The 22735-nt window shown below is 38.8% G+C and carries 18 protein-coding genes, 1 pseudogene and 1 CRISPR repeat array (1 of these 20 running past the window's edge); of the genes and pseudogenes, 11 read left to right on the forward strand and 8 right to left on the reverse strand.

The features are described 5' to 3' along the window. A CRISPR array of direct repeats spans positions 1–1178; the repeat unit is 36 nt; unit sequence GTCTGAACTGCTCCCTGATTTGTAAGGGATTAAGAC (it extends 33 nt beyond the left edge of the window). Between the two features lie 400 nt (positions 1179–1578). Next, the gene (csx16, locus tag FQ084_RS03425) at positions 1579–1887 is read right to left on the reverse strand and encodes a CRISPR-associated protein Csx16 (RefSeq protein WP_149489217.1); all 309 of its coding nucleotides are present in this window, start codon (positions 1885–1887) and stop codon (positions 1579–1581) included. 812 nt (positions 1888–2699) lie between these two features. On the opposite strand from csx16, the pseudogene FQ084_RS03430 reads away from it, so the two are divergent. Together FQ084_RS03430 and FQ084_RS03435 are read left to right on the forward strand one after the other, a co-directional pair. Further along, a pseudogene (locus tag FQ084_RS03430) lies at positions 2700–3009 on the forward strand (IS1595 family transposase); the annotation flags it as partial. Between the two features lie 310 nt (positions 3010–3319). Then, complete coding sequence (locus tag FQ084_RS03435) at positions 3320–4066, forward strand: hypothetical protein (protein WP_149489218.1); 747 nt, start codon at positions 3320–3322, stop codon at positions 4064–4066. Positions 4067–4153: 87 nt separating this feature from the next. On the opposite strand, the gene FQ084_RS03440 is transcribed toward FQ084_RS03435, so the two are convergent. Next, a complete protein-coding gene (locus tag FQ084_RS03440; protein WP_149489219.1) occupies positions 4154–4873 on the reverse strand; it encodes a 3'-5' exonuclease in 720 nt (239 codons plus the stop codon). 178 nt (positions 4874–5051) lie between these two features. Here FQ084_RS03440 and FQ084_RS03445 point away from each other — a divergent pair, with 178 nt between their 5' ends. The 4 genes from FQ084_RS03445 (at position 5052) to FQ084_RS03460 (ending at position 10197) form a co-directional block, all read left to right on the forward strand. Next, on the forward strand, positions 5052–6419 hold the full coding sequence (locus FQ084_RS03445; protein WP_149489220.1) for a PLP-dependent aminotransferase family protein: 1368 nt from the start codon (positions 5052–5054) through the stop codon (positions 6417–6419). A gap of 469 nt (positions 6420–6888) precedes the next feature. After that, positions 6889–8172 carry a hydroxymethylglutaryl-CoA reductase, degradative gene (locus tag FQ084_RS03450; RefSeq protein ID WP_149489221.1) on the forward strand — a complete coding sequence of 428 codons (1284 nt, stop codon included), beginning with the start codon at positions 6889–6891 and terminating at the stop codon, positions 8170–8172. Positions 8173–8266: 94 nt separating this feature from the next. After that, a complete protein-coding gene (locus tag FQ084_RS03455) occupies positions 8267–8698 on the forward strand; it encodes a hypothetical protein (RefSeq protein ID WP_149489222.1) in 432 nt (143 codons plus the stop codon). 125 nt (positions 8699–8823) lie between these two features. Then, complete coding sequence (locus tag FQ084_RS03460) at positions 8824–10197, forward strand: tripartite tricarboxylate transporter permease (protein ID WP_149489223.1); 1374 nt, start codon at positions 8824–8826, stop codon at positions 10195–10197. A 454-nt stretch (positions 10198–10651) separates the two neighbouring features. On the opposite strand, the gene FQ084_RS03465 is transcribed toward FQ084_RS03460, so the two are convergent. The 3 genes from FQ084_RS03465 to FQ084_RS03475 form a co-directional block, all read right to left on the reverse strand. Then, positions 10652–11179 carry a peroxiredoxin gene (locus FQ084_RS03465; RefSeq protein ID WP_149489224.1) on the reverse strand — a complete coding sequence of 176 codons (528 nt, stop codon included), beginning with the start codon at positions 11177–11179 and terminating at the stop codon, positions 10652–10654. Between the two features lie 249 nt (positions 11180–11428). Further along, positions 11429–12328, reverse strand: coding sequence for an SMP-30/gluconolactonase/LRE family protein (locus FQ084_RS03470; RefSeq protein WP_149489225.1), 900 nt, complete (start codon positions 12326–12328; stop codon positions 11429–11431). Between the two features lie 71 nt (positions 12329–12399). Then, positions 12400–13563 (reverse strand): iron-containing alcohol dehydrogenase, encoded by a 1164-nt coding sequence (locus FQ084_RS03475; RefSeq protein ID WP_149489226.1) that lies wholly within the window; start codon positions 13561–13563, stop codon positions 12400–12402. Between the two features lie 1053 nt (positions 13564–14616). On the opposite strand from FQ084_RS03475, the gene FQ084_RS03480 reads away from it, so the two are divergent. The 5 genes from FQ084_RS03480 to FQ084_RS03500 all read left to right on the forward strand — a co-directional run bounded on the left by FQ084_RS03480 (position 14617) and on the right by FQ084_RS03500 (position 20757). Then, a complete protein-coding gene (locus FQ084_RS03480; RefSeq protein ID WP_149489227.1) occupies positions 14617–15705 on the forward strand; it encodes a helix-turn-helix transcriptional regulator in 1089 nt (362 codons plus the stop codon). A 156-nt stretch (positions 15706–15861) separates the two neighbouring features. Continuing rightward, positions 15862–16308 (forward strand): DUF1810 domain-containing protein, encoded by a 447-nt coding sequence (locus FQ084_RS03485; protein WP_149489228.1) that lies wholly within the window; start codon positions 15862–15864, stop codon positions 16306–16308. A 183-nt stretch (positions 16309–16491) separates the two neighbouring features. Then, positions 16492–17118: a hypothetical protein gene (locus FQ084_RS03490; protein WP_149489229.1), complete on the forward strand. Its 627-nt coding sequence runs from the start codon at positions 16492–16494 to the stop codon at positions 17116–17118. Positions 17119–17240: 122 nt separating this feature from the next. Further along, positions 17241–18770: a DUF262 domain-containing protein gene (locus tag FQ084_RS03495; RefSeq protein ID WP_149489230.1), complete on the forward strand. Its 1530-nt coding sequence runs from the start codon at positions 17241–17243 to the stop codon at positions 18768–18770. Beyond that, complete coding sequence (locus tag FQ084_RS03500; protein WP_149489231.1) at positions 18763–20757, forward strand: DUF262 domain-containing protein; 1995 nt, start codon at positions 18763–18765, stop codon at positions 20755–20757. Before FQ084_RS03495 ends, FQ084_RS03500 begins: the two co-directional genes overlap by 8 nt. 114 nt (positions 20758–20871) lie before the next feature. Here the strand turns inward: FQ084_RS03500 and FQ084_RS03505 are convergent, their stop codons facing one another. From FQ084_RS03505 to FQ084_RS03515, 3 genes are read right to left on the reverse strand one after another with little or no spacing between them, the layout of a single operon-like run. Next, the gene (locus FQ084_RS03505) at positions 20872–21189 is read right to left on the reverse strand and encodes a hypothetical protein (protein WP_262880642.1); all 318 of its coding nucleotides are present in this window, start codon (positions 21187–21189) and stop codon (positions 20872–20874) included. Positions 21190–21199: 10 nt separating this feature from the next. Continuing rightward, positions 21200–21493 carry a hypothetical protein gene (locus tag FQ084_RS03510; protein WP_149489233.1) on the reverse strand — a complete coding sequence of 98 codons (294 nt, stop codon included), beginning with the start codon at positions 21491–21493 and terminating at the stop codon, positions 21200–21202. Continuing rightward, on the reverse strand, positions 21490–22734 hold the full coding sequence (locus FQ084_RS03515; protein ID WP_149489234.1) for a site-specific integrase: 1245 nt from the start codon (positions 22732–22734) through the stop codon (positions 21490–21492). Before FQ084_RS03515 ends, FQ084_RS03510 begins: the two co-directional genes overlap by 4 nt. Position 22735: the final 1 nt, after the last annotated feature.

A 22735-nucleotide genomic window follows, 5' to 3' on the forward strand; every position in this document is an offset into this window, starting at 1 on the left:
GACAACTCTCCATATTGTAGTTGTAGATATTGTAATGTCTGAACTGCTCCCTGATTTGTAAGGGATTAAGACTCATTAAGCTTATTGATATCTGCTTGAGTGATAGTCTGAACTGCTCCCTGATTTGTAAGGGATTAAGACGGTCTGGTCATGCTGAGCGACGCTGCCGTGCAAAGTCTGAACTGCTCCCTGATTTGTAAGGGATTAAGACACCACACTGTGTAGGTTATCCAGATATTCTAACGTCTGAACTGTTCCCTGATTTGTAAGGGATTAAGACTAAGGTATCTGGTGAGCGTAATGGTTTAGAGAATGTCTGAACTGCTCCCTGATTTGTAAGGGATTAAGACCCACCGGTGCACGTGGTGCCACATCTTTCCAAGGTCTGAACTGCTCCCTGATTTGTAAGGGATTAAGACTCTTTGTTTAACTGATCAATCTCAGCTTGAGTGAGTCTGAACTGCTCCCTGATTTGTAAGGGATTAAGACATTCATGCGTGCTGGATTACTAAAGGCGGTTAGTCTGAACTGCTCCCTGATTTGTAAGGGATTAAGACGCTTGAGCGAAATGCTCATCTGCTTGACAAGCTGTCTGAACTGCTCCCTGATTTGTAAGGGATTAAGACTTCCAGAATGATTCATCAAACGCTTTCTCTTCAGTCTGAACTGCTCCCTGATTTGTAAGGGATTAAGACTATACAGTTTGGGTTCTAAGATGGCAGTAGTGGACGTCTGAACTGCTCCCTGATTTGTAAGGGATTAAGACTACGAGCCAACTCTAACAAAGCATGTTCGGTTGTCTGAACTGCTCCCTGATTTGTAAGGGATTAAGACTTTACTGAAGAACTCAATGAAGCATTGGTCGAAGTCTGAACTGCTCCCTGATTTGTAAGGGATTAAGACATCTTGATATTAAGAAAGCCGTCTGCACGTACAGTCTGAACTGCTCCCTGATTTGTAAGGGATTAAGACTGAACTCAATGAGCTCTGACTCGTAGCTATCTGTCTGAACTGCTCCCTGATTTGTAAGGGATTAAGACTCATAGTCATCTATGATAGCCTGAAGGTCCATGAGTCTGAACTGCTCCCTGATTTGTAAGGGATTAAGACTTTGCACCAATCTCATCTACCTGTAGGTTGACGTCTGAACTGCTCCCTGATTTGTAAGGGATTAAGACATGTACATGTTTCCGTAGGCGTCTGGCTTTTTGTCTGAAACGCTCCCTGATTCTTAAGGTGAACGAGAAAGTAACGAAACACTGTTTCGTCCGAGTGCAAGAAAATTTACATTTTCGTAAATTCTGTCCTGTTGGCTACAATGCTCTGAACAGAAAATCATAGATTTTCTCTTGCGTCGGGGCAAAGCAGTGCTGTAATTAATCCCTCCTCATCTCTGATTCGTAAGGATGAGCGAGGAATAGCAAGTGTCTGGGAGACACTTGCCCGAAGCGCAAGGCAAGAGCTATGCTCACGCAGGCGTTAAAAATTAGAGAATAACTCAGTTTTTATTCAATTAAGAAAGCCACCTATATAATAAGTGGCTTTTTTGATTTGAGAGTGGCTATCAAAAAGCAGCGACTACAAGTGCGTCTTAATTATGCGTCTTACCTCATATCCTTCAAGCTTCGCATCGAGACTAGACAGCTGATTTGCTGTCAGCTCAATACCTCGCAGATGCTCTGGAATATATAAGCTCAGATGTCGATAGCTCACACCATACTCAGCTAAGTCCGCCACGATATTGATTGGTAATGATCCTACGACGATATCTTCTGTGCACAGATTGTCATAATTATCAAGATGCGTTAGATGCTGATCGTAGTGATGTCCCATATATTGCATCCACTCTACCGCGCCTCGATGACGACTGACCAAATATATGCTCATAACTGCTCCTAATAAATATAATCTAGCCCGTACTGACTGAGCGTGATTATACGGACTGTAGCCTGAGACATTTAAATTCACAAGCTTGTCTATAGTGTCAGATAGATATTGCACCTGTACAAAACATCTACTACGATATAGCAGATAACCTTAATCGGTTATTCCCTGAAAGTCAGGGTGTTTCAGACGCTATCTGTCGAAGATAATGGTCACTATTTGAAATTTCAGACGTACAACTGGTTATTATTTAGCCGATTTCAGTCGAAAAATTGTTCAAAAAGATATCAACTTTTAAATCAATTTTTGTCGGTTGATATTTGGTTGTAAGTTATTGATTTAATTGATAATAATAATTATTGTGCAGTCTAAAACGCTCCCTGATTTGTAAGGGATTAAGACTTATTACCTAAACGGTATGCCTTACCATTCTTGGGTCTGAAAAGCTCTCTAATTTGTAAGGTGAACGAGGAAATAACGAAACACTTTTTCGTCCGAGTGCAAGAGAATTTACATTTTCGTAAATTCTGTTCAGCTGGCTACAATAGCCTGAACAGAAAATTCTAGATTTTCTCTTGCGTCGGAGCAAAGCAGTGCTTTGCTTTATCCCTCCTCATCTCTGATTTGTAAGGTGAATGATGAGTAACGGGTGTGCGTCAAGCATTCACCCAAAGTGTATAAAACTTATAATACTAAGCCAAAAAAAGCACACAACGAGAGACCTCGCTGTGTGCTTTTTTTGGCTTAATTTTTTGATTATTGATAAAGAAACAGTGTTTTTTAAGTAGGTTTTAATAAGTAGGCTCATCTAATATGTTGATGAGAGCTACTTTGGCGGCAGACGGAAAGGCAAACGGGGTCGCGGTGCTGGTAACAAAGCTACTGTTTTTTAGACTGCTTAAGCGCAAAGATAGCGTCTATGCCTGTATCATGCATAATGCTAGAGACGATACTTTAACCCCTATTATAAGAGAGAAAGTAAAGCGACATATGCGTAAATATAATGGCATCCCAAAAGAGCATTTCCATCTGTTTTTAAAGGAATGCGAGTGGTGTTTTAACTACAGTGATCCAAAACGTCAATTACATCAGCTAAAACAATGGATTAAACAGGAACTGAACTAGTTATCTAGGACAGCCTCTTGTTATATACCTTGACTGACGAAGGCGTGATGTACTTGTCATTTAAACATTGAGAAAAAGAGCGAGTAGATGAGGAGCGTTTCTTTTGTGACATGAAGCACGCTGGAGAACCATTTTCTCTAAACTACTGCAAGTGATTGAATATGGTATTTGGTTATCGGCCGATAAAAGAGCCGACTTTAAAGAGACATGGTTTAATGTGATGATCAGAAAAAAGGATAATCATACTAAAAGTTGTGCAAGACGATGAGTAACAACTGACAATAACTGATATAAAAATTGGCGGGTAGATATGAGTGAGTCAATAAAAATTTTAAGGTTGTTCGAATCAGATGACCGAATGAATAAATTCCAAAATTTATTTAAACAACTCATCTATGTTTTGTCAGAAGAAAACATTCAATATGTGATTATTGGCACAGTTGCATATTCAGAGTATGCACCTCCTCGTGCGACCACTAATATTAATTTCATGATCTTTGAAAGTGACTGCTGTAAACTTGAAAGCGTCCTTAAAGAACATGAGATTGATTTTATACGGAATGCCTACCAACAGCTCATCATTGCTGTCAAAGATGATAGTGATGAGACCAAAAAATATCCTCTTGAACTTTCATTCCAAAGCGCCCCTAAAGGTCTTGCATTTAGTCAGCTCATACCTAAAGAGATGTTTGGTGTGGCTGATATACTTGTCGCCAGCCCTGAAGTATTAGTAGCATTATGGTGTCTGGCAGTGAGTAATGGTTATTCTAAATCTTATTACGATGCCCAAATGATGATTAAGCTACAGTTGGCAGAGGTTGATAGATGCATTGTTGTGATTGAAAATATTCCTGAGAGTGATGCCAATAAAGTATTGCGCTCAATTCTCACAGGCAAAGCAATGTATGTCGATACGATCAATATGGATGAAGGATTTATAATGCCATCTGTTCTGTTCCAAACTCATGAAGAAATTGAGCTGGCGAAAGCTCATCGTTATCAAGCGTCGCAAGAGCGTCGGCGTCAATTGTATGAAGGGATGCAACAGACAAAATAATGCGGTGGTTTTCGCTTTTATTATACTGAGCTTATAAGTCGGTAAAATGGACGAATAATAAAAGCGTTAGCTTGATGGTAAACATATTTAAGCAGACTGCTCTAAAGCATTTTTACAAGCTTCAGCCAAATAAGGATCAACCGTATCCTGTTTAACCAGCCACTTCAGATAGCCAGCACCCTCAGAACTAGTGGCTAAATCTGCAATAGCCTCACCTTTATGCTTACCAAAACTCATATGCGTGGGTACGCGCGCCATTTCACTAAATTCATATAAGCTCTCTACATCACTTATCTCATGACCTTGGCTATTTGCCAAATCAATCAAACTACCAAGCACCAGCTCAGTGAAGTAAATATCAGCAATGGCAGCATGAGCATCTCTTGCTTGAGCACGTGCTATATCACGGTGGAAATGATAGAGCAGGGATACTAGCTTATGGCTCTCAAGTGTAGGAAGAAGATAGTTAGCTATTGCGTTGGTACATATCAGATTAGGACTATGAGTAACGCCAGCATTTTTAAGAACGGCCATATCAAAATCGATATTGTGACCAATCAAGTACTCAACACTGTTAGGTAGTCTAAAATCTGTATGAGGTTGTTCATCCGCCACATCCTCATCACAGATGTGCGATATCGCCATAGAGCCCAAGCTAATTTCTTTAAGCGGATTAAAACGCTTCGCTCTTGGCGCTTGTAATACAGTCACCTTGCCATTAATGATATCAACAATAGAGTAGGCGGCCTCAGTCATATGTGGATCAACAAGTCCGGTTGTTTCAGTGTCGAGTATGTATGTGTTCATAATTGGCCTTGATAAATATGAGGAGCTTAGTAGTCTAATATAAGTAGTTCCATTATAGCAGTCTATTCTGAGTGGCCTATTAACTGATTAATTGGTCTTATTAGGAGGTTTAAGCGATATGCTTATAAAGGTTTGCTATGATATTTAATTAGCCCTCTATTAAAAACGGAGTTTAAAATTGAAGAAGTTCGAAAAAATATGTCTATTAGTAATTGATGACATTAAGTCTGGTAGAAAGAAGGTTGGAGATAAAATACCTTCAATTCGAGCTATGTCAAAGAAATATCAGGTTTCAAGAAATACTATAGTGAATGCTTATAATATTTTATTGGAACAAAGTTGGATCAAGGCGCTTCCTAAGTCTGGGTTTTACGTCAGTGAAGATTTATCCAGTAAAGAAACTCATAGCACTATGTTAGATTTAACTAATTTTTACAATGGAGTCGATTTACTAGAACAACAATTAGTCAATGAATATAACCATCGACCTGGTGAAGGAAGATACCCTAGAGAATATATGGATAACCTTAATCTAGATAGTTATTTAGGACATCCAAATTATGGAGAAAAACCATTATATTTTGACTATGGCTATGGTGACCCAGCCGGGAACAGCATGCTTCGAGGATTTATTGTCGAAATACTCAAAAAGCACTCTCTTAGCGTTGCGCCACAGAATTTATTAATGACGCATGGGACTAATCACAGTCTAGATTTGATCATTAGGCACTTTCTAAATGAAGGAGATAGCGTAATAGTGGAATCTCCTGGATACTACCCTTTATTTAGTAAACTTAAGTTAAATCCAGTTAATGTGATTCCTATAAAAAGAACTAAGTTTGGTATAGATGTTAATAGTTTAGAGACGATCATTAAAAAGAGTAATCCTAAGATTTTCTTCTTACAGCCCTTTGCTCACAATCCTACAGGGACAGATTTAACAGTAGAAAATATCAACTCTATTAAGTCAGTATGTATGGCGCATAATGTCCTTATTGTCGAAGATGACCCGTTTCTGTTAATTAGGAATAATGCAGCCAGCTATCTTTTTGGTGAAGATTCTCCTGTAATTTATTTAAGTAGCTTTTCGAAAACAGTCTCAGCCTCATTAGGATGTGGTTTTATAGTCGCATCTACGAAATTGATAAAGTCACTCACACGCTTAAAAATGATAACGATTATTAATACATCATCAATAATTGAGAATATTCTTAATCACTTGATAAGTAGCGGTACTTTAAACAATCATTTACAAACATTCAAAACTCTATCATACGAGAAGTCGGCTGACTCGATAAAGGACTTAAGTAAAGTCGAAGACTTAGAGCTTTATCCTCACAACCCTGGAGGCCATTTCTTATGGTTCCGTATTCCAATGGACGATAGAAAAGTACTTAAGCAGGCAAGGAGTAATAATATTTTTATTGCTCCGGGAAACCTTTTCTTTCCTGCAGAAAACGGCTACTTCGCATTAAGAATTAATAAGTTTTATGTAGATCAAACCACTGTTAGATTTCTTGAGAAGGAGGTATTTAATAGAGAATAAAATTGGTGCTTCGTTACTAGATTTCTAGCAATTAATCTGTGTTTCAATAGGTCTTTCTATATCACCCTCCTGACTAAATCAAAGTCAAATATAGCCTTCAGCGATAGTGCAAAATTGTCTAATTTTATATCATAAAACTATTCTACTAAGGCAATATTAATAGCCAGAACCTTATTCGATTTTTTTTGAAAAAAACGTAATTCTCATTCTCAAGGACGACAGCTAGCTATAAAAATGGGTACAGTTTCGAGTGAAAAAACATTTCTGTACCCTAGGAGTAAGACTAAACTCATGGTATTTCTATAGTAACTAGCTAAAGTGGCATTGCCACGAGAAACTTGAAGGTTTAGTTAGGTAGATTTATACCAAGGCATTTTTGGTGCGTATCTAAATTTTTGTCTGGTGCAGAAAGCATATCAAATGCCTATCAAACCCTTCTTCATGGAATTATTTTACAGGACGTATCCCTATGAAAAATTTAACCTCTTCTTCAAGACTTGCGGGTTTTCACAAGCTGCAACACAAGCAGCGTCTCGACAAAATATCTGATTTTTTAGGAAAAAGTGCATTCAATCAAGAGCACTTTCTAGATACAGGCAATACTAACTTCAAAGTTGTCGACAATATGGTTGAGAATGCAATCGGGACTATGAATATACCTGTGGGCATTGCCACTAATATGATAGTCGATGGTAAAGATAAGCTTGTTCCTATGGCAACTGAAGAGTCTTCAGTTGTTGCTGCTGTTTGTAATGCTGCTAAACAATGTCGAGATACAGGAGGTTTTTATACTTATGCATCTGAACCTATAATGATCGGTCAGATTCAGTTAATTAATGTTCTTAACCCTGTGATTACTAAGCAAGTGATACTTGAAAATGAGAGCAAGATTAAAAATATATGCAATGAAGTAGATCCACTGTTAGTTAAGTTAGGAGGTGGATTCAAAGGTATGGAAGTAAAAGTCTTAGATAATGGTCATGAGTATAATGTCATCGTCCATATTCTTGTAAATACTTGCGATGCTATGGGTGCAAATGCGGTGAACTCTATGGTTGAAGCATTATCGCCAGTGTTAGAGAGCTTGACAGGTACTAAAGCCAATATGAGGATTTTATCTAACCTTGCAGATAAACGTTTATCTATGGCAAGAGCCACTTGGAATACCGATGAAATAGGAGGGGAGGAAGTTAGAGATGCCATGTTATCAGCATTTAGGTTTGCAGATTCAGATCCATATCGAGCAGCTACGCATAACAAAGGCATCATGAATGGGATATCAGCTGTTATCTTAGCTACAGGCAATGATACACGTGCGATAGAAGCAGGTGCTCATGCTTACGCTTGCAGGACTGGTCAATATCGTAGTTTATCTAGTTGGAGTGTCGATAAAGACGGTAATTTATGCGGCAGTTTAGAGCTACCCATGGCAGTAGGGTTAATTGGTGGTGCTACTAAAGTACATCCAACGGCTCAGCAGAACTTAGAGATTCTTAGTATTGAGTCTGCAGATGAACTGGCTAGAATTACCTGTGCTGTTGGCCTTGCCCAAAATTTTGCTGCAATGAAAGCATTAGTAACCACAGGTATTCAAAAAGGTCACATGTCACTACATGCAAAAAACATAGTCGCGATGGCTGGAGCTACTACGGATGAAATCGATAAAGTAACTGAATTACTAGTCCAGGGCGGTAAGATACGTATAGACGTGGCTGAGGAAATATTAGCAAGCTTACGCAATACCAGTATGTAGAAAATTAAGAAGAGTTCAGTCTAGACTTAAGTGCGAAGCTAAATGCTTGCTTCTAGACAGTCACTCTAAACTTTATATGGTGACAAGGATGAACATGAATATGGAAAGTTCAGAGAGCAACTTAGTAGAAGTATGGGGTGATACGGTTAATTTTAGGTCAATGCTATTCGCTATAGTGATAGGTAGCGTAGTTAGTACAGGCACTTTTTTATTAGCCAGGTTTTATATGTCTTCGCTATCTGGAGACCCAACTCTTCTAAATGGTTATGCGATGCTAATTGGTTTAGGAGGCTGCTTGCTATCAGGCTTTATTTGCTCAGTGATGTTTAAACCTGCGAGAATAGTAATAGCAAGTAGTGAGGATAACAGCGAAAATATCAAAGAGTTTATTGTTGGCCTAATAAGAGATGATCCTAATTATACTAGTGTAAATGACCTACCTTCTGAAGTTAAAGAAGAGCTGGATTTATTAAAACTGATGCCGGTGTTTCAGGAAGCTGAAGCAATTGTGAAGAAAGAATCATGATGAATAAATGATTTTATTTCTGATAAGCACTTACGTCAGAGTAATTTAGTAATTAGCTAAAGATAGAGTTCAAGCATATTTATATTTATTACTAATAACTGATACAGACTTCAAGGAAGAAGGTAATGTTACATGAAATTTTGATTCAGTTTTGGCCGGCTCTTATGTACGGCGTAGCTGGAGCTATTATTTTTTCGTTAATTGGCATGGTCTCTGGAACAGACGAAACAGCAACAATGGTACCGCTTACGTTAATGGTGATAATAATTGGTGCGCCACCAGCTGCGGTTTTTACCTTTTGGATGGCAGGGGCTGTTTCTAAACATATGACTCATGCAATACCAACGGCGCTCTTAGGTATCCCTGGAGACACAATGGCGACTCCAATGTTGGAAGAAGCCGATCTCTTAAGAAAGTTAGGCATACCACATATTGCCCTCAAAAAAATGATTTCAAGCTCGATAATATCTGCTTTTATTGCTGTTGTTGCAGCCGTTGGTTTTGCATTAATTCTAGCTCCGTTTGGCGATATTATTACTAAATTTGCGCCATGGATATTTTTAATAGCAGCTATATTAATTGCTTATTTCTCTAAAGGTAAATGGGCCTCAGTACTTATATTAATCCCCTTTGTAACTTTTATCCTGGCTCTGAAGGCTTTTACAGGACAATACGATACTAAACTTGGTGTCACCTACTTTTTAGCCATTGCTATTGGTCCTTTAATAGCTGACTTATTTACAGTTATGAGTCCTATAGGAAGAAAAACGCAATCTAGAGAAAAGGAAAACGAGATTCAAATTGCACCTGATTTGAAGTTATGGCAGGGTTATTTTCCTAATCCGTTCAAAATTTTGGATAGGACGCAGATTAAATTTACAGTGATAACTTCATTGATATCTAGTGCTACTTTCGTATTTAGCCCTGTAGCTATGACTGTTATATTGGGAGAGTTCGTAGGGTCGCGTATTAAAAATACATATCATCGACTGACTACCGTGCTTTCTTCTAAGAATGGTGTGACTGAGTCTACTTATATTGCAGAAGCACTAATTCCATTAATCGCTTTTGGTTTACCGCTTAGTCCAGTTGCTGCTGGTCCAGCAGCCCCTTTATTCAATGCGCCTCCTGTTTTTAATGTTGAGACTGCAGAGATGGCTGGCAATAACCTGCATCACTTACTTAGTCCTATGGATTTCCTTTTCTATGGAATATTGTCTGTAATACTTGCCGCTATGATTGCCTACCCCTTTTCCATGAACTACGCTAGAAATGCAGCTCTATTTGTAGTTAAAAAAATTAGCCATGAAGCGATTATCGCTACCTTCATCGGCCTGATTCTAGTAATCAGTATATGGGAAGGAGGGTTAATAGGGGTATTTACAGTTATATCACTTGGGTTGTTAGGTGGACTTTTATCAAAACACTTTTCCTTCAATACTGGGTGTCAATTCATGGGTTATTACGTTGCTGTTTTATCTATCCCTGCAATTCTTTAATGCTTCGATCTTGTATAGATATATTCAGCTAAGCCCCAATCAAAGTATTTAAAAGCTAATTTTTTTCGTAGTTAGTCAAATGCTTTTGAGTTTTTACGGAGCTATGCTAAAAAATTGTAGAGTGAGACTTAATGATCTAATCGTCTGGATACTCAGATTGGATTCATCAAGCAGTAGAGAAATTAATAAAGTTAAATTACAAGGAAGAATTTAGCTTTCAAAGGGAGAATGCATTTGTTAGCGTTACTGGAATTTTTAACAATTATAATCACCCCTCCCTCCCCAAAAAAATAGCACCGCTCAGCGATAGAAATTCTTGTAAAAAACCATAAAAAAACTGCGTAGCCCTTATATTTAAGTACTACGCAGTTCAACAGTTTTTGAATATCAGTACTTGAGCCTCTATCGACGCCTGAAAATACCAATCAAGCGTCAATATGCTTAAGCATTGTGATTAAGCATTACTTTTCAAATACGCTAACATGGTGTCTGCATCTGATACTTCAAACGGGTCTATTGGGCAGTTGTCGCCAAAATCAGATTCCTTAAACACTTTTTTGATTGCTTTATTGTCGACATACATTGAATAACGCCATGAGCGCATACCAAAGCCAAGATTACTCTTATCAACCAGCATGCCCATTTTACGAGTAAACTCACCATTGCCATCAGGAAGCAAGAAAACGTTTTCACGGTTTTGCTTTAGGCCCCATTGGTACATGACGAAGGCATCATTAACAGAAATGCAAATGATTTCATCTACACCTAACGACTTAAACTCATTGTAAAGCTCTTCATAACGCGGTAGATGGCTGGTCGAACAAGTGGGTGTAAAGGCACCTGGTAGTGAGAACACAACCACTTTTTTATTGGCAAATAACTCATCTGTGGTTAGGTCATACCACTTGAATGGGTTGTCTCCTCCGACAGAGTCATCACGGACACGGGTTTTGAAAGTCACATCAGGTACATGGGTAATCATTATTTACTCCGATTTAGGTTATTGTCTTTTTGTTTTCAAAATGCTTCATTTATATAATAATAGTTATAGCAATCCATAAGCAAATCTTTAAGCTTATATTCACTATATAAGCTATCAAAATATATGGGCTTTTTTTAGACCATACAAGCTACGCTAGCTGCTTTGGCCTTCTCGTAAACTGCGCTGCCTTCCAAACCCAGTTCTGCTAACTCATCAAGATATCTTTGAGCACCTTCAGATAAAAGTTAGCTATGGCGTACCAGCATGACCAACTTTAACCTGTGTAGATAGCATGCGACCTTTAGTCTCAGCGGTACGTGATGCTTCATCCCAATCAGGTGCTGCACACATGAACAAGGTTTTACCATCTTGTCCACCAAGAGCCACTGCAAAAATACCATCAGGTGCGGTATCTACAACTTCTAAAATTTCCCCGCCTTCTTGAATACGAACAGCCCGCTGGTTCAAGGTATCTGCAATCCAAACAGCGCCCTCGCTATCTAATGCGAGACCATCAGGTAAGATACTGGCGTTTTCTATGCGCGCGCCTACATTCGGCTCATCCCCTAATTCTCCGAAGCTTGCAAAGTCACGCTTCTCTCCCAAAGTCCCATCTTCTTTAATATCGAACTGTGATATTTTATTGCCAAATAGCTCATTAACGATCAACGTCTTTTGGTCAGCAGAAATGACCATACCGTTTGGAAAAGCTAAGCCTTCTGCCACAATCTGTGAGTGGCCATCAGGTTTCACCAATATAAGAGCCGCATGGTTATGATCAGCGCCACCCATCAAATCAAAGCCAAAATTACCGACATAAGCATTGCCCTTAGGGGCAACGACCATGTCATTAGCATGTCCATCACAGTGATTCCAGATATCAGCATGTACGACCAACTCGCCATCATTTTCTAAACGTAAGATTTTCCGATCTTTCATTGAAACGACCAGCATACGCCCGTCAGGTAGCCAGCCCAAACCAGAGGGCTGTTGCTCAATATGGACAATTTTTTCTGCGACGCCTTGATCACCCACACGGTAAACGCCTTTGGTATAAAAGTCGACAAACCATAAGGCGTCTTTATACCAGCGAGGACCTTCTAAGTAATGAAAGCCATCGACGACCACGTTTAATTTGTATTCTGACATAATTATTTCCCTTTAGTAGTGGATATCTTCCTTGATAAATAACACTGTTTTAAATAATGCGAGTCTCTTTTTTAGAGTATCTCTTCATATATTGCTGTCACCTCATTTAACGTCATATCTTTAGGGTTAGTCGCGATTAGCCTAGCATAAGTATTTATAACAATGTCTGCTAAGGCGGGGATGTCTTGGTCTGTTATATCTAATTCGTTTAAGCGATATTTAAGACCACTCGTCTCTAAAAATATTTTTAATTGTTTGATAAACAAGCTTGCTGCCTCTAAGTCTGTCATACCTAAGGTCTGAGAGGGCATAACGGCATGAGCTAGCTCTGCATAAAGGGGGGCTGCTGCTGATAAGTTAAAGGTAAAGACACCGCACATGACGAGTGCATTGGCATGTCCATGCGGGATATGAAAGTTGATACTAAGTGGATAGGAAAGCCCGTGTACTGCAGCTACCGAAGAATTCACGAAAGCTATACCAGCCAAAGCTGAGCCTAATAGCATGTTGGAGCGAGCGTCGATATCATCGCCTTGGTTTAATACTTTCTCAAAATTATTCCATAGCATCTGTAGGCCTTTGACAGCCAACGCATCTGAAATAGGATTCTTTTTAGTACGACTCGTGTACGCTTCAACACAGTGCACCATGGCATCTAAAGCGGTTGCAGCAGTGATATGTCGAGGTAGCTTAAGAGTAAGTGTCGCATCTAAAATGGCGACATCAGGCAGGATTTTGGGCGTGTATATGGCTTTTTTGCTACCATCTTTTGCTGTGATGACTGAGACAAAGGTGGCTTCTGCACCTGTACCAGCGGTGGTCGGTATGGCAAACAAAGGTAGTTTGTTAAAGCCACTAACATCTTTATCTAAAATGTCGTTTACCGATTCAAATTCGTTTGGATGTAATGCGACGATTTTTGCAGTATCGATAGAGCTGCCACCGCCTAAGCCGATAACCAAGTCACAGCTGTTGTCTCTGGCAATTTTAATAGCGTCATTGACGATTTCAATAGGTGGATCAGCTACGACACTATCGAATACAACAACATTAACACCAGCTTCCTCTAATGATTGCTGAGCAATATCGACATAGCCTAGCTGAGTGATTCCAGCGTCTGTAACGATAATAGCGGACGTCGCACGATACTGCTTCGCTAATGTACCGAGCTTTTGACGCATGCTGTCAGCTTCACTGATGATATGACCATTGGTATAAAACTCAATCCCTGTCATTCTATGCTTCCTTGTATAGACGAGCGAGTACTTCAAGCACTCATGAGCCTAATATAACAGGGAAATTTTTACATATCTATAAGATCATTATGGGTTGCCCAGTACTTATTTGTATTAAGTATTATTCATAAATCAATCGCACTCTAGTCTATATTTATTAAGCTACCTCTTCTATAGGAGTGTCACTTTTAATCAAGCCATTTTTTAATTAAAAAAAGTTTAAATATTATTTGATTCTTACCTTACATTTCAAATTAAATGACTTTATATTCCAGCCTAGAACATTGTTTTCTAGGTTGCTCGTTATAATAGCTACTATGATAAAAATATAGGCTTACCGTTATGACTGTTTTTTAAATAATAGTCCTTCAAAAGCTAACCCACATACAGTACAAGCCTGCGCAATTACCTTTCAAGGTAATGCTACTAATAACCTGCAACAGGATGCTTTTTTTAGATGACTGATATCAAGAAGACTTAGGTGTGATGGTAGTGATTAACTCGCTAAACGAACTCATCGACTAGCAGGCGCAGGAGCAAGGTCCCCAAGCAGAATTTGCGGACTATAAGTGTAGAATGGATGGCAGGAAGCTTATATAGTTGGTTCAAAATATCGATATGTTAATAGTTAGGAGCTACTGGTATAAATTTTTCTGGCTTGCTGCTATCACAGAGGCTATGACAAATTTATTCCCAGTCGAACTGTGTCGGTTCTAAAGTGAATTTGCTATAGAGCATTATTGAATGCTTTGCATTGACCACTCATGATAGTTATATAGGTAGTGAAGCACCAGAAAGCGTGTCTCGAAAGATTGATATTGATAGCGGCGACTGTCTATTAGTTTGTACGGATGGTATTCACGATTGAGTGCCGAGTCCTGAGTGGCAAAATGTTAGTGCGGAAACGGACTTACAGCAGTGGTTAATCACTCTTAAATATGAATCTATGATTCAGATAGCAATGCTTATGATAATGTTACGGCGATGGTAGTGCGTTTTGATTGACTGTCTATTTTAATAATGAAATTAGCTTTAAATAATAGAGTAACAAATATGCCTACACATTCTATCGCCAGCTATAAAAAGTCGACACGCATATTCGCTTTATATCAATGTCTGCCTCGCAGTGAAGCTGGTGCTATGTCATTAACAGAGCTTATGGTTGGGTACGGTGATAATCCAGATAATCTCGCTAACGAGCGTAAGAACTTAGAGAACGATCTGATTGCTTTAAACCAAATTTTTAGCGATGTTTTTTATAGTGAAGCCTTAGTCCGAGTGCCAGCATGGGGCCAGAATATCAGTGGCAAGACAGCACGATTTTATATTGAGCCGAGCTTCAGTATCGATATCATCAATGAGCAAACAGTGTTCTTTTGGGAGATGCTTGATAAATATACTGCAAACTATTTACCAGTATCTTTTAAGCAAAGTATTACAGATAAGCTCACCCAATTAGGCCGACAGAATAAGGATGGTTTCCATCAAAGTAAGCTAGGGCAATGGCAAGGTTACCTCATTACCTTACCGAGTATAGTACAAGCGCCGACGCTTAATAATGATGTGATTGCAAGTATTCATCAGGCTTTATTACAAAATAAGCAACTTCAAATCAGCTATCAAAATAAATGGAATTATAGTCCTATTGAGAGAGTCGTCTATCCTAAAGGGCTTATCTTTATTGACAATATGGTCTATCTCACAGGTTTTAATCCTACTGATGACCATATCGATGATGAGATACTGCTAAAAGCGCATCGCAGCTTTGCAGTCAATCGTATCACTGAGGCAATAGTCACAACTAAGCCCGTCCCTGATTGGGTAGAGCGAGACAGCCTCTCATTAAAGTATTTGTGTGAACTGGGTAAGTTAGAGCCCACAGATAATGCCCAGATGAAATTGGTTTTAAAGGTGCAAAAATATGCCTGTCAGCACTTGTTCGAGCGTCCATTGTCGCAAGATCAGCAGATTACTGCTATCGATGATATTTGGAATCAAGTCAGCGCCAGTGTGGCCAATACTAAGCGTCTACAAGATTGGCTAGTGAGTATGTCGCAGCTGGCAGTGGTAGTAGAGCCAAGTGGGCTCAAGGCGGTTATTCATGAGCGCCTACAGAGTGCCTTAGAGTTGTACGAAGATTAGGCTTAGTTATTAATGAATGCAAAGTGATTTACTTATATCATTTAATAAGGCTAATAATGACTGTCTGATTATAGAGCTTTGGTTAGCTGATTTCATTTGAGAAACACAGGCAAATTAGAGATTTAAACTTCCAAGGGAATACATAGGAGTAGCACTATGAATGAAGTTTTGTTCAAAGATTTTATCCAAGCTCAAAATACTATTTATCCATCGGTTATTAAAGAGTTAACCGAAGGGCACAAGCGTACGCATTGGATGTGGTTTATTTTTCCACAGGTGAAAGGCTTGGGACACAGCACAATGGCTCGACGCTTTGCAATAGAAAGTCTAGAGCAAGCAGAAGAGTATTTGCAGCACGATGTGCTTGGAGCACGGTTAATAGAGTGCGCTGAATTATTATTGTTGCATCCTGGTAAAAGCGCTTTAGAAATTTTCGGATCAATCGATACGCTGAAATTACACTCTTCGCTTACGTTGTTTACTTTAGCATCCTCTAATAAAAAATGTGTTTTTAACGAGCTTTTGGATCAGTATTTTGAAGGCAGTTACGATATAAACTCTATCAGAATGTTAAAGCAAATCAATGATCAGCAAGCTGAATGAATAAAACCGAACGAGACTCTAAAAGAGGATGTAATCCTTAGTGAAGATCAAACTTCAATAAACGAATTATGCCAGATGATAAATGTCTTAGAGACTGTGCAAGCGCGCTACTGCCGCAAAATATCGTCAAAGTTTGATAGTTTTGACTACCTTAAAATCCCTTAATTATCAGTGAGCATAACCATGAAATATCAGCTTGATGCCTCGCATATAGATGATATACCTAGTGCGGTTCTATATCGACGAGCCATGGATCATTACCCAAAGTCTAGTATTGGTTGTTTTGTCATCAATGATGATTGGAGTGAGCAGGCGCTACTAGATCTAAAAAAGAAGTCGGAGGCTTGGTTTTTAGTGGGCTTACAAACAAATGATCATGAGTATGAGCACTTAGATATGATAGAGGGCATCATTAGATGTCAGCCTGATGAAGTAAACGATGTCATTAAACTGCTTGATATAAACTCCGCAAGTACTATTATTGGCATAGATGTTGTAGATATCAAAAGTTTATTTGATATTTGCAATTCATTCAAGTTCGTTCAAGCAAGTGCCACAGGTGAATATGAATCAGATTTAATAAAAGTGGCTGCACATAAGCTTATTAATAAACTTGAAAAAGTACATAATATTAAAGCCTTGTTTGTTGGAATGTGTGGCATTCAAAGTTCACCATTGGAAACCTGTTCTTACATATCAGAAACTGTTGAAGCGTTATTATCTAATGATGATGTGTCTATATATTACTGCTCAAGTATGATTGATGAGCTTAGTACTTTTCGGTTAAAGGCGATATATGCTGAAGAGTAGGTAAAAGTTTAAAACAGGCGCATTAAATTATTAGATTTTGAAATAATTCAACCAAGTATAAGAGATTTAGTTATATTTTATTTACTATCTAACAACAACTAAAATCAAATAGGTATAAATTCATGGTAGAAGAAAACAGCATTAATAAAGGTTACAATATTTTAAAGATTTCAAGTTTTCTATCTGAAAAAGAATATTCAAATAAACAGCTAGTTATACCTATCTATCAGCGACCTTACCGTTGGACAGAAAATAACATTATCGACTTGCTAACAGACTTGTACTACCAGTGCAAAAGGCTTGGGCATAACTTAGGTGATGTTTATAACCCGGATAATGCTTACCGTTTAGGTACTGTGGTTTTACATCAATACACTGATGAAGAAGCAAGTCAGACTCAGGTTGCTTTAGTTGATGGGCAGCAGCGTACTTTGACACTGCTGCTGCTTATAAAGGCAGCTGAGGATTCCGAAAGGTTTAAAGAGCAGCTTAATGACTTCACTCCAATAGAGATAAATCTTCCTGATTGTAGTGAAACTCAAAAAAACCTAAGTAAGAATCTTGCGTTTATAGAACGTCATGTTAGAAGCCCAGAGTTTACGCCAGAGGTATTAGACTTTTTACTGAATCATTGCGAAGTGGTTCAAGTAACCTTGCATGACCTATCTGAAGCTTTCCAGTTTTTCGATTCACAAAATTCACGTGGTCTTGATTTAAGCCCTCATGATTTGCTAAAAGCATTTCACTTACGCGAGTTTGCTACGTCAGAGGATAGTTTAAAAGAATCCGTTGTGAATGAGTGGGAGCAGAAAAATACAAAGGATTTAAGATTGTTGTTCTCCAATTATCTATACCCTATCCGTCAGTGGAGTCTTGGCAAGCCTAGTTCATATTTTTCAAAATCTGATATTCATGTATTTAAAGGGGTTAATTTGAATAGTGAGTACTATCCACGCTCATATCCTTTTCAACAAGGGCTAAAACTCATTCATAAGACAGTTGATAATTATAACCAACACGCGCATCGTAACTTTGATCAGCAAATAATGGAATATCCTTTTCAGATTAACCAAACCTTAATTAATGGACGGCGCTTTTTTGATTGGGTTGCTTGCTATCAAACGCTTTTAGATCCGCTACTAAATAAAGAAATTGAAGAAAAAGATAATAATTGGCTAAAAGATATTTTATATCAGCAAGAAAAATTACAAAAGTCAAAGAATGGCAAGGTGTCTAGACCTACTGCTTTGACTATTGTGCACACTATAGATAATAGAAAAGATGGTTACGGGTATAGTCACTGGTGGCGACAGGGTGACATGTATGTTCGCCGCATGTTTAACGCTCTTGTTCTCTGTTATTACGACCGCTTTGGTGAGCAAGACTTAGCACGAGCAATTGAGTACATATTTATTTGGGCTTATTCATTGCGCTTACGGAATACAAGTGTTTACTTGGAAAGTGTAGAAAAACACATTAGGCATAATAATTTGTTTATGCGTTTGCAGCAGTCACTATCGCCCGTTGATTTTTTAAATAAGCCACTGCCTATGATATTAGAAATAAATGGAACGAACATAAAAGGTATCGAAACTATTTTTGAGCAGCTTGGTTATATATCACAGCAAGCAATGGAGATAATAAATGACTAATAACAATCGGAATAGCCTTAACATTCGACAACTACTTAGTGAGGAGCAATACAAGATACCAGTGTATCAGCGGAACTTTGATTGGGGCGAGCCTCAAATACAACAGCTTGTTGATGATATCAAAGATTTTGCAGAAAAAGATGACAAATCAATTTCTTACTATATTGGTAGCTTGGTAGTACATGAGAAAACAAACTACTTTGAAATTCTGGATGGTCAGCAACGCTTTACCACATTAAGTTTATTAGCTTGTTATTTAAATTATCGTATACCTGAGAGTTTTGAATGGTATGAGAAGGTAAATCTTGGCTTTGAGAGCCGAAGAAAATCAGAATTTACAATGAATAAACTGTTTGAAGTTTTTTGTTCTGGTGAAACCTCCACATATGATTCGCCGGGCAAGCTGTCTGAATTAATAAGCACAGTCAGCACCAATAAGACTAATGCTTCAATATTAGAGGGTTTTAAGGCTATAGATCGGGTAATCACTAGGAGCTTTGGTGATAAGGAAGCTGAGTCGCTAAACGAATTTGCTACTTACTTACTTAACAAAGTAAAAATACTACGCGTCTGTGTACCTCGAAATACTGATGTAACGCACTATTTTGAGGTGATGAACAATAGAGGTGAGCAGCTAGAGAAACATGAAGTAGTCAAAGCAAGCCTGCTATCTGCCGTCCAAGAAGACACGCAAGCTACTGCTGTTATTCAGAAGGTATGGCTTGCCTGTGCAGACATGAGTCGTTATGTGCAATTGGGTTTTACGGTAGATGAGCGGAAAGCTATATTTAGTGAAGATTCTGCAAGTTTTTTAGTGGAAAGATTCGGGGATCTAACTGATAAGGTTACCGTGCAAAGCAATAATTCAGGCTCAAAAAATGTTTCATTCTCTCTTAAGAGTGCACTCGAAGCCGGTAAAGAATTACGAGAAAAACAAGGTGATAAAAATACAAGTAGTGATGATGATAGTGATGAAGGTAAAGAGGAGCGATTTACCAGCGTTATTGATTTTCCTAACTTTCTTATGCAAGTATTGCGTATCTATATAAAATTACAGTCTGATAAAGTCCTTCCTGTTTTAGATGATAAAGATTTAATTAATGCATTCGAAAAATTTATAGGAAAAGACATTAAGAAGGTAGAGGGCTTTGTTTTTTCATTGCTAAAATTACGTTATTTGTTTGATCAGTATATTGTTAAGCGTGAGCGCGCAAGTGGCAAAGAAGATTGGTCGTTGAAACGGTATAAGTTCGATAAAAATGGCTCAAGCTATGTGAATAGTTTTGGTAAATCTGATGGAAACTGGTCTTGTGCGATGTTACTTTCAGCCTTTCATGTATCTTATTCGACTAACTCTCGCAAAAACTGGTTGTCTGCAGTGCTTTATTGGTTAAACCAAAATAAGAATACAAACTCATTTACCGCAGAAAATTATTTAAAATTTCTAGAGAATCTCGGTAGAAGCTTTATGGTTAATCGTTATTTGACTGTGAAGCCTCAAGAATATACTGATTTTATGTATATCGCTGACCAGAGTCATGAAGTAAATATTGAACACTTTAATAAACTCTTAAGATACGGCCAAGTAAGAGTATTTGCGTTTAACTACCTAGACTATTTATTATGGAAAGACACTGAGTTACTTCAAGAAACAAAGACTAAATTTAGGTTTAGTTTTAAAAGTTCTGTAGAGCATTTTTCACCTCAAACCTCTAGAGTTAATGAGATATTATCTGAAACTGACTTACATGGATTTGGAAATTTATGTTTAATGAGTTCTAGTGAGAACTCCTCTTTAAGTAATGACACTCCTAAGCAAAAGGCTGAGATATTAGAGAGTCAGCGCAATAAAGTGGCTCCGTTAAGCTTGAAATTAGAGTTGATGATTGCAACACTAGAAGATAAACCATGGAACTATGAAGCCATAAAAGCACATAAAAATAAAGTATTTGAGGTTTTGAAAGAGGATATAAAACTAGCGCTATGAGTGCTGAAAGTGACGCTTGTAGTGGCACACTAAATTTAGACTGTATTTAAGAGAAATGCCGCGCACGAAAAAGCCAGGCAACCCAAGCTGCCTGACTTTAATATTGTGAACGACTTATCTATGATTATGTTCCCGCCATACAGCATGTTCACATACCTCACAGCACCAACTGTCTTTTGAGCGCATATACGGAATGTCTGCTGGTATCTGTAAAGGGCACACATAACCACAGTATTCGCATCGCACATCATCTAAATAAGCAAAACACTCACCGATTGTCTCGAATAGTACTTGTGCGCTAATATCATACTTCTCACAGACGGTTTCTACATGTGCGATATAATCACTTTCGTTATCATATGCCCAGTAATCCTCACAGATTCTTAGGTCTCGTGCATTCTGCGTCATATTCGGCTGAAGCTTTACACTCATCACGTTCTCCTCAGTAGCCGCCATAGTCAGAGTGCGGTAATAGCTCATAAAGCTCGCTCTGAAGCTTACTACCCATATCTTCCACAAAGTACCCATCCTGAGCATCCAAGCGCTTCTGCACCCATATACGCATCGCCATATCGTTATCAAAGCAGCGCTTTACTCCCAAGAAGCGAGCGAGGCTATGACCCGATGAAACATACAGCTCACGCATTAATGCATTAGCAATAAGGTTTGCATCTGCACTGATCGCACCATCCCGTTTAAGCTCACCGAACAGATCTTCATAATTAATGATTTTCATTGTGACGTATCCTTGTCTGCTTGTGCATTCTTGATTGATTCTTCACGCTCACTACTAGCAGAAGCACCTGTTAACTTCTCCTTACTCGCAAGCAGCAAGTTATCCATCGCTGAGCCATCTTGACGGGTAATATCAGGTACATAACGGCTATACACCCGAAACAGCATCTCCGTACTACTGTGACCCATCTGCCGAGCTATCCACTCAGGGTTCTCACCAGCAGCCAACCAAAGCGTCGCTGCCGTGTGTCGAGTTTGATAAGCACGCCGGTGTTTGAGGCCGAGTAGGGCAAGGGTGGGTTTCCATACCCGTCTGTTCACATTGCGATACTCCATCGGATTGCCCTGTGAGTTGCAAAAAACAAACTCTGACTTACCAAAGGTGCGTGCCTTCTGCTCTTGAAGTGCGTCATATACCAGCTGCGACATCGCAATATCACGTTGCGAGCCCAAGGTCTTCGTTGGACCCATCTCACCATTGACTAACGCGCCTCTAATACTGATCTCACGCCGATCAAAGTTAATGCAGTCCCACTTAAGTCCATCGATCTCACTGGTACGCATCCCTGTAAAAAAGCGGATGGTGTAGTAGGGCTTATAGTCAGCACGGACATGCTTTAAAATCAGCCATACCTCATCTAATGTAAAAGGACTGACATCAGGACGAGATTGTTTGAGATTCTTAATATTTTTATAAGGCATCTCAAACTCATGGCGATCTGATGCTTCTTCTAGTATCATACGAAGAAGTATCATAATCTGATTGATTCGTGCTACTGACAGGCTTGACTGACCATCTTTACCGTAACGAACTTTGGCGAGGGAGCTACGGAAGGTCAGCAAGTCTGGTTTTTTTATCGCATGTACCGCTTTACCACCAAACTCAGGTAACAAGTACTTATTTAAAATAATCTGTGTCTTTTGCCGATAGCTCGGTCGCCATTCAATCTTCTTCTCCTCATACCAAATATCGACAAACTGCCTAAATGTTGGATTACGACTGATACAAGCTTCTGCTCTATCAGCCAGTGCCATCATCTCTTTTAAACGCGTACTCTTTGGAAAATAGGCGCCATAGTCGAAGATACCCAGGGTTATTTTTGCCTCTATCTCTTTTGCCACTAAAGTCAATTTTTTAACGTTTGCGGGAGTATCAAGGAAGATTGTTGTCTCACGGCAACGAATATTCATAAATGTGAAATCTATAAATAATTTGCCACGCCTTGCTCTTACTGATGCCATT

It is taken from the genome of Psychrobacter sp. ANT_WB68, from assembly GCF_008369115.1.
GTDB lineage: Bacteria > Pseudomonadota > Gammaproteobacteria > Pseudomonadales > Moraxellaceae > Psychrobacter.

Bases quoted from the DNA above. Each gene is read 5' to 3' on its own strand.
- FQ084_RS03460 (WP_149489223.1), top strand. From the start codon at position 8,824: ATGTTACATGAAATTTTGATTCAGTTTTGGCCGGCTCTTATGTACGGC.
- FQ084_RS03510 (WP_149489233.1), bottom strand. From the start codon at position 21,493: ATGAAAATCATTAATTATGAAGATCTGTTCGGTGAGCTTAAACGGGAT.
- FQ084_RS03470 (WP_149489225.1), bottom strand. From the start codon at position 12,328: ATGTCAGAATACAAATTAAACGTGGTCGTCGATGGCTTTCATTACTTA.
- FQ084_RS03450 (WP_149489221.1), top strand. From the start codon at position 6,889: ATGAAAAATTTAACCTCTTCTTCAAGACTTGCGGGTTTTCACAAGCTG.
- FQ084_RS03505 (WP_262880642.1), bottom strand. From the start codon at position 21,189: ATGAGTGTAAAGCTTCAGCCGAATATGACGCAGAATGCACGAGACCTA.
- FQ084_RS03440 (WP_149489219.1), bottom strand. From the start codon at position 4,873: ATGAACACATACATACTCGACACTGAAACAACCGGACTTGTTGATCCA.
- FQ084_RS03465 (WP_149489224.1), bottom strand. From the start codon at position 11,179: ATGATTACCCATGTACCTGATGTGACTTTCAAAACCCGTGTCCGTGAT.
- FQ084_RS03435 (WP_149489218.1), top strand. From the start codon at position 3,320: ATGAGTGAGTCAATAAAAATTTTAAGGTTGTTCGAATCAGATGACCGA.
- FQ084_RS03480 (WP_149489227.1), top strand. From the start codon at position 14,617: ATGCCTACACATTCTATCGCCAGCTATAAAAAGTCGACACGCATATTC.
- FQ084_RS03515 (WP_149489234.1), bottom strand. From the start codon at position 22,734: ATGGCATCAGTAAGAGCAAGGCGTGGCAAATTATTTATAGATTTCACA.
- FQ084_RS03495 (WP_149489230.1), top strand. From the start codon at position 17,241: ATGGTAGAAGAAAACAGCATTAATAAAGGTTACAATATTTTAAAGATT.
- FQ084_RS03475 (WP_149489226.1), bottom strand. From the start codon at position 13,563: ATGACAGGGATTGAGTTTTATACCAATGGTCATATCATCAGTGAAGCT.
- FQ084_RS03455 (WP_149489222.1), top strand. From the start codon at position 8,267: ATGAATATGGAAAGTTCAGAGAGCAACTTAGTAGAAGTATGGGGTGAT.
- FQ084_RS03485 (WP_149489228.1), top strand. From the start codon at position 15,862: ATGAATGAAGTTTTGTTCAAAGATTTTATCCAAGCTCAAAATACTATT.
- FQ084_RS03500 (WP_149489231.1), top strand. From the start codon at position 18,763: ATGACTAATAACAATCGGAATAGCCTTAACATTCGACAACTACTTAGT.
- csx16 (WP_149489217.1), bottom strand. From the start codon at position 1,887: ATGAGCATATATTTGGTCAGTCGTCATCGAGGCGCGGTAGAGTGGATG.
- FQ084_RS03490 (WP_149489229.1), top strand. From the start codon at position 16,492: ATGAAATATCAGCTTGATGCCTCGCATATAGATGATATACCTAGTGCG.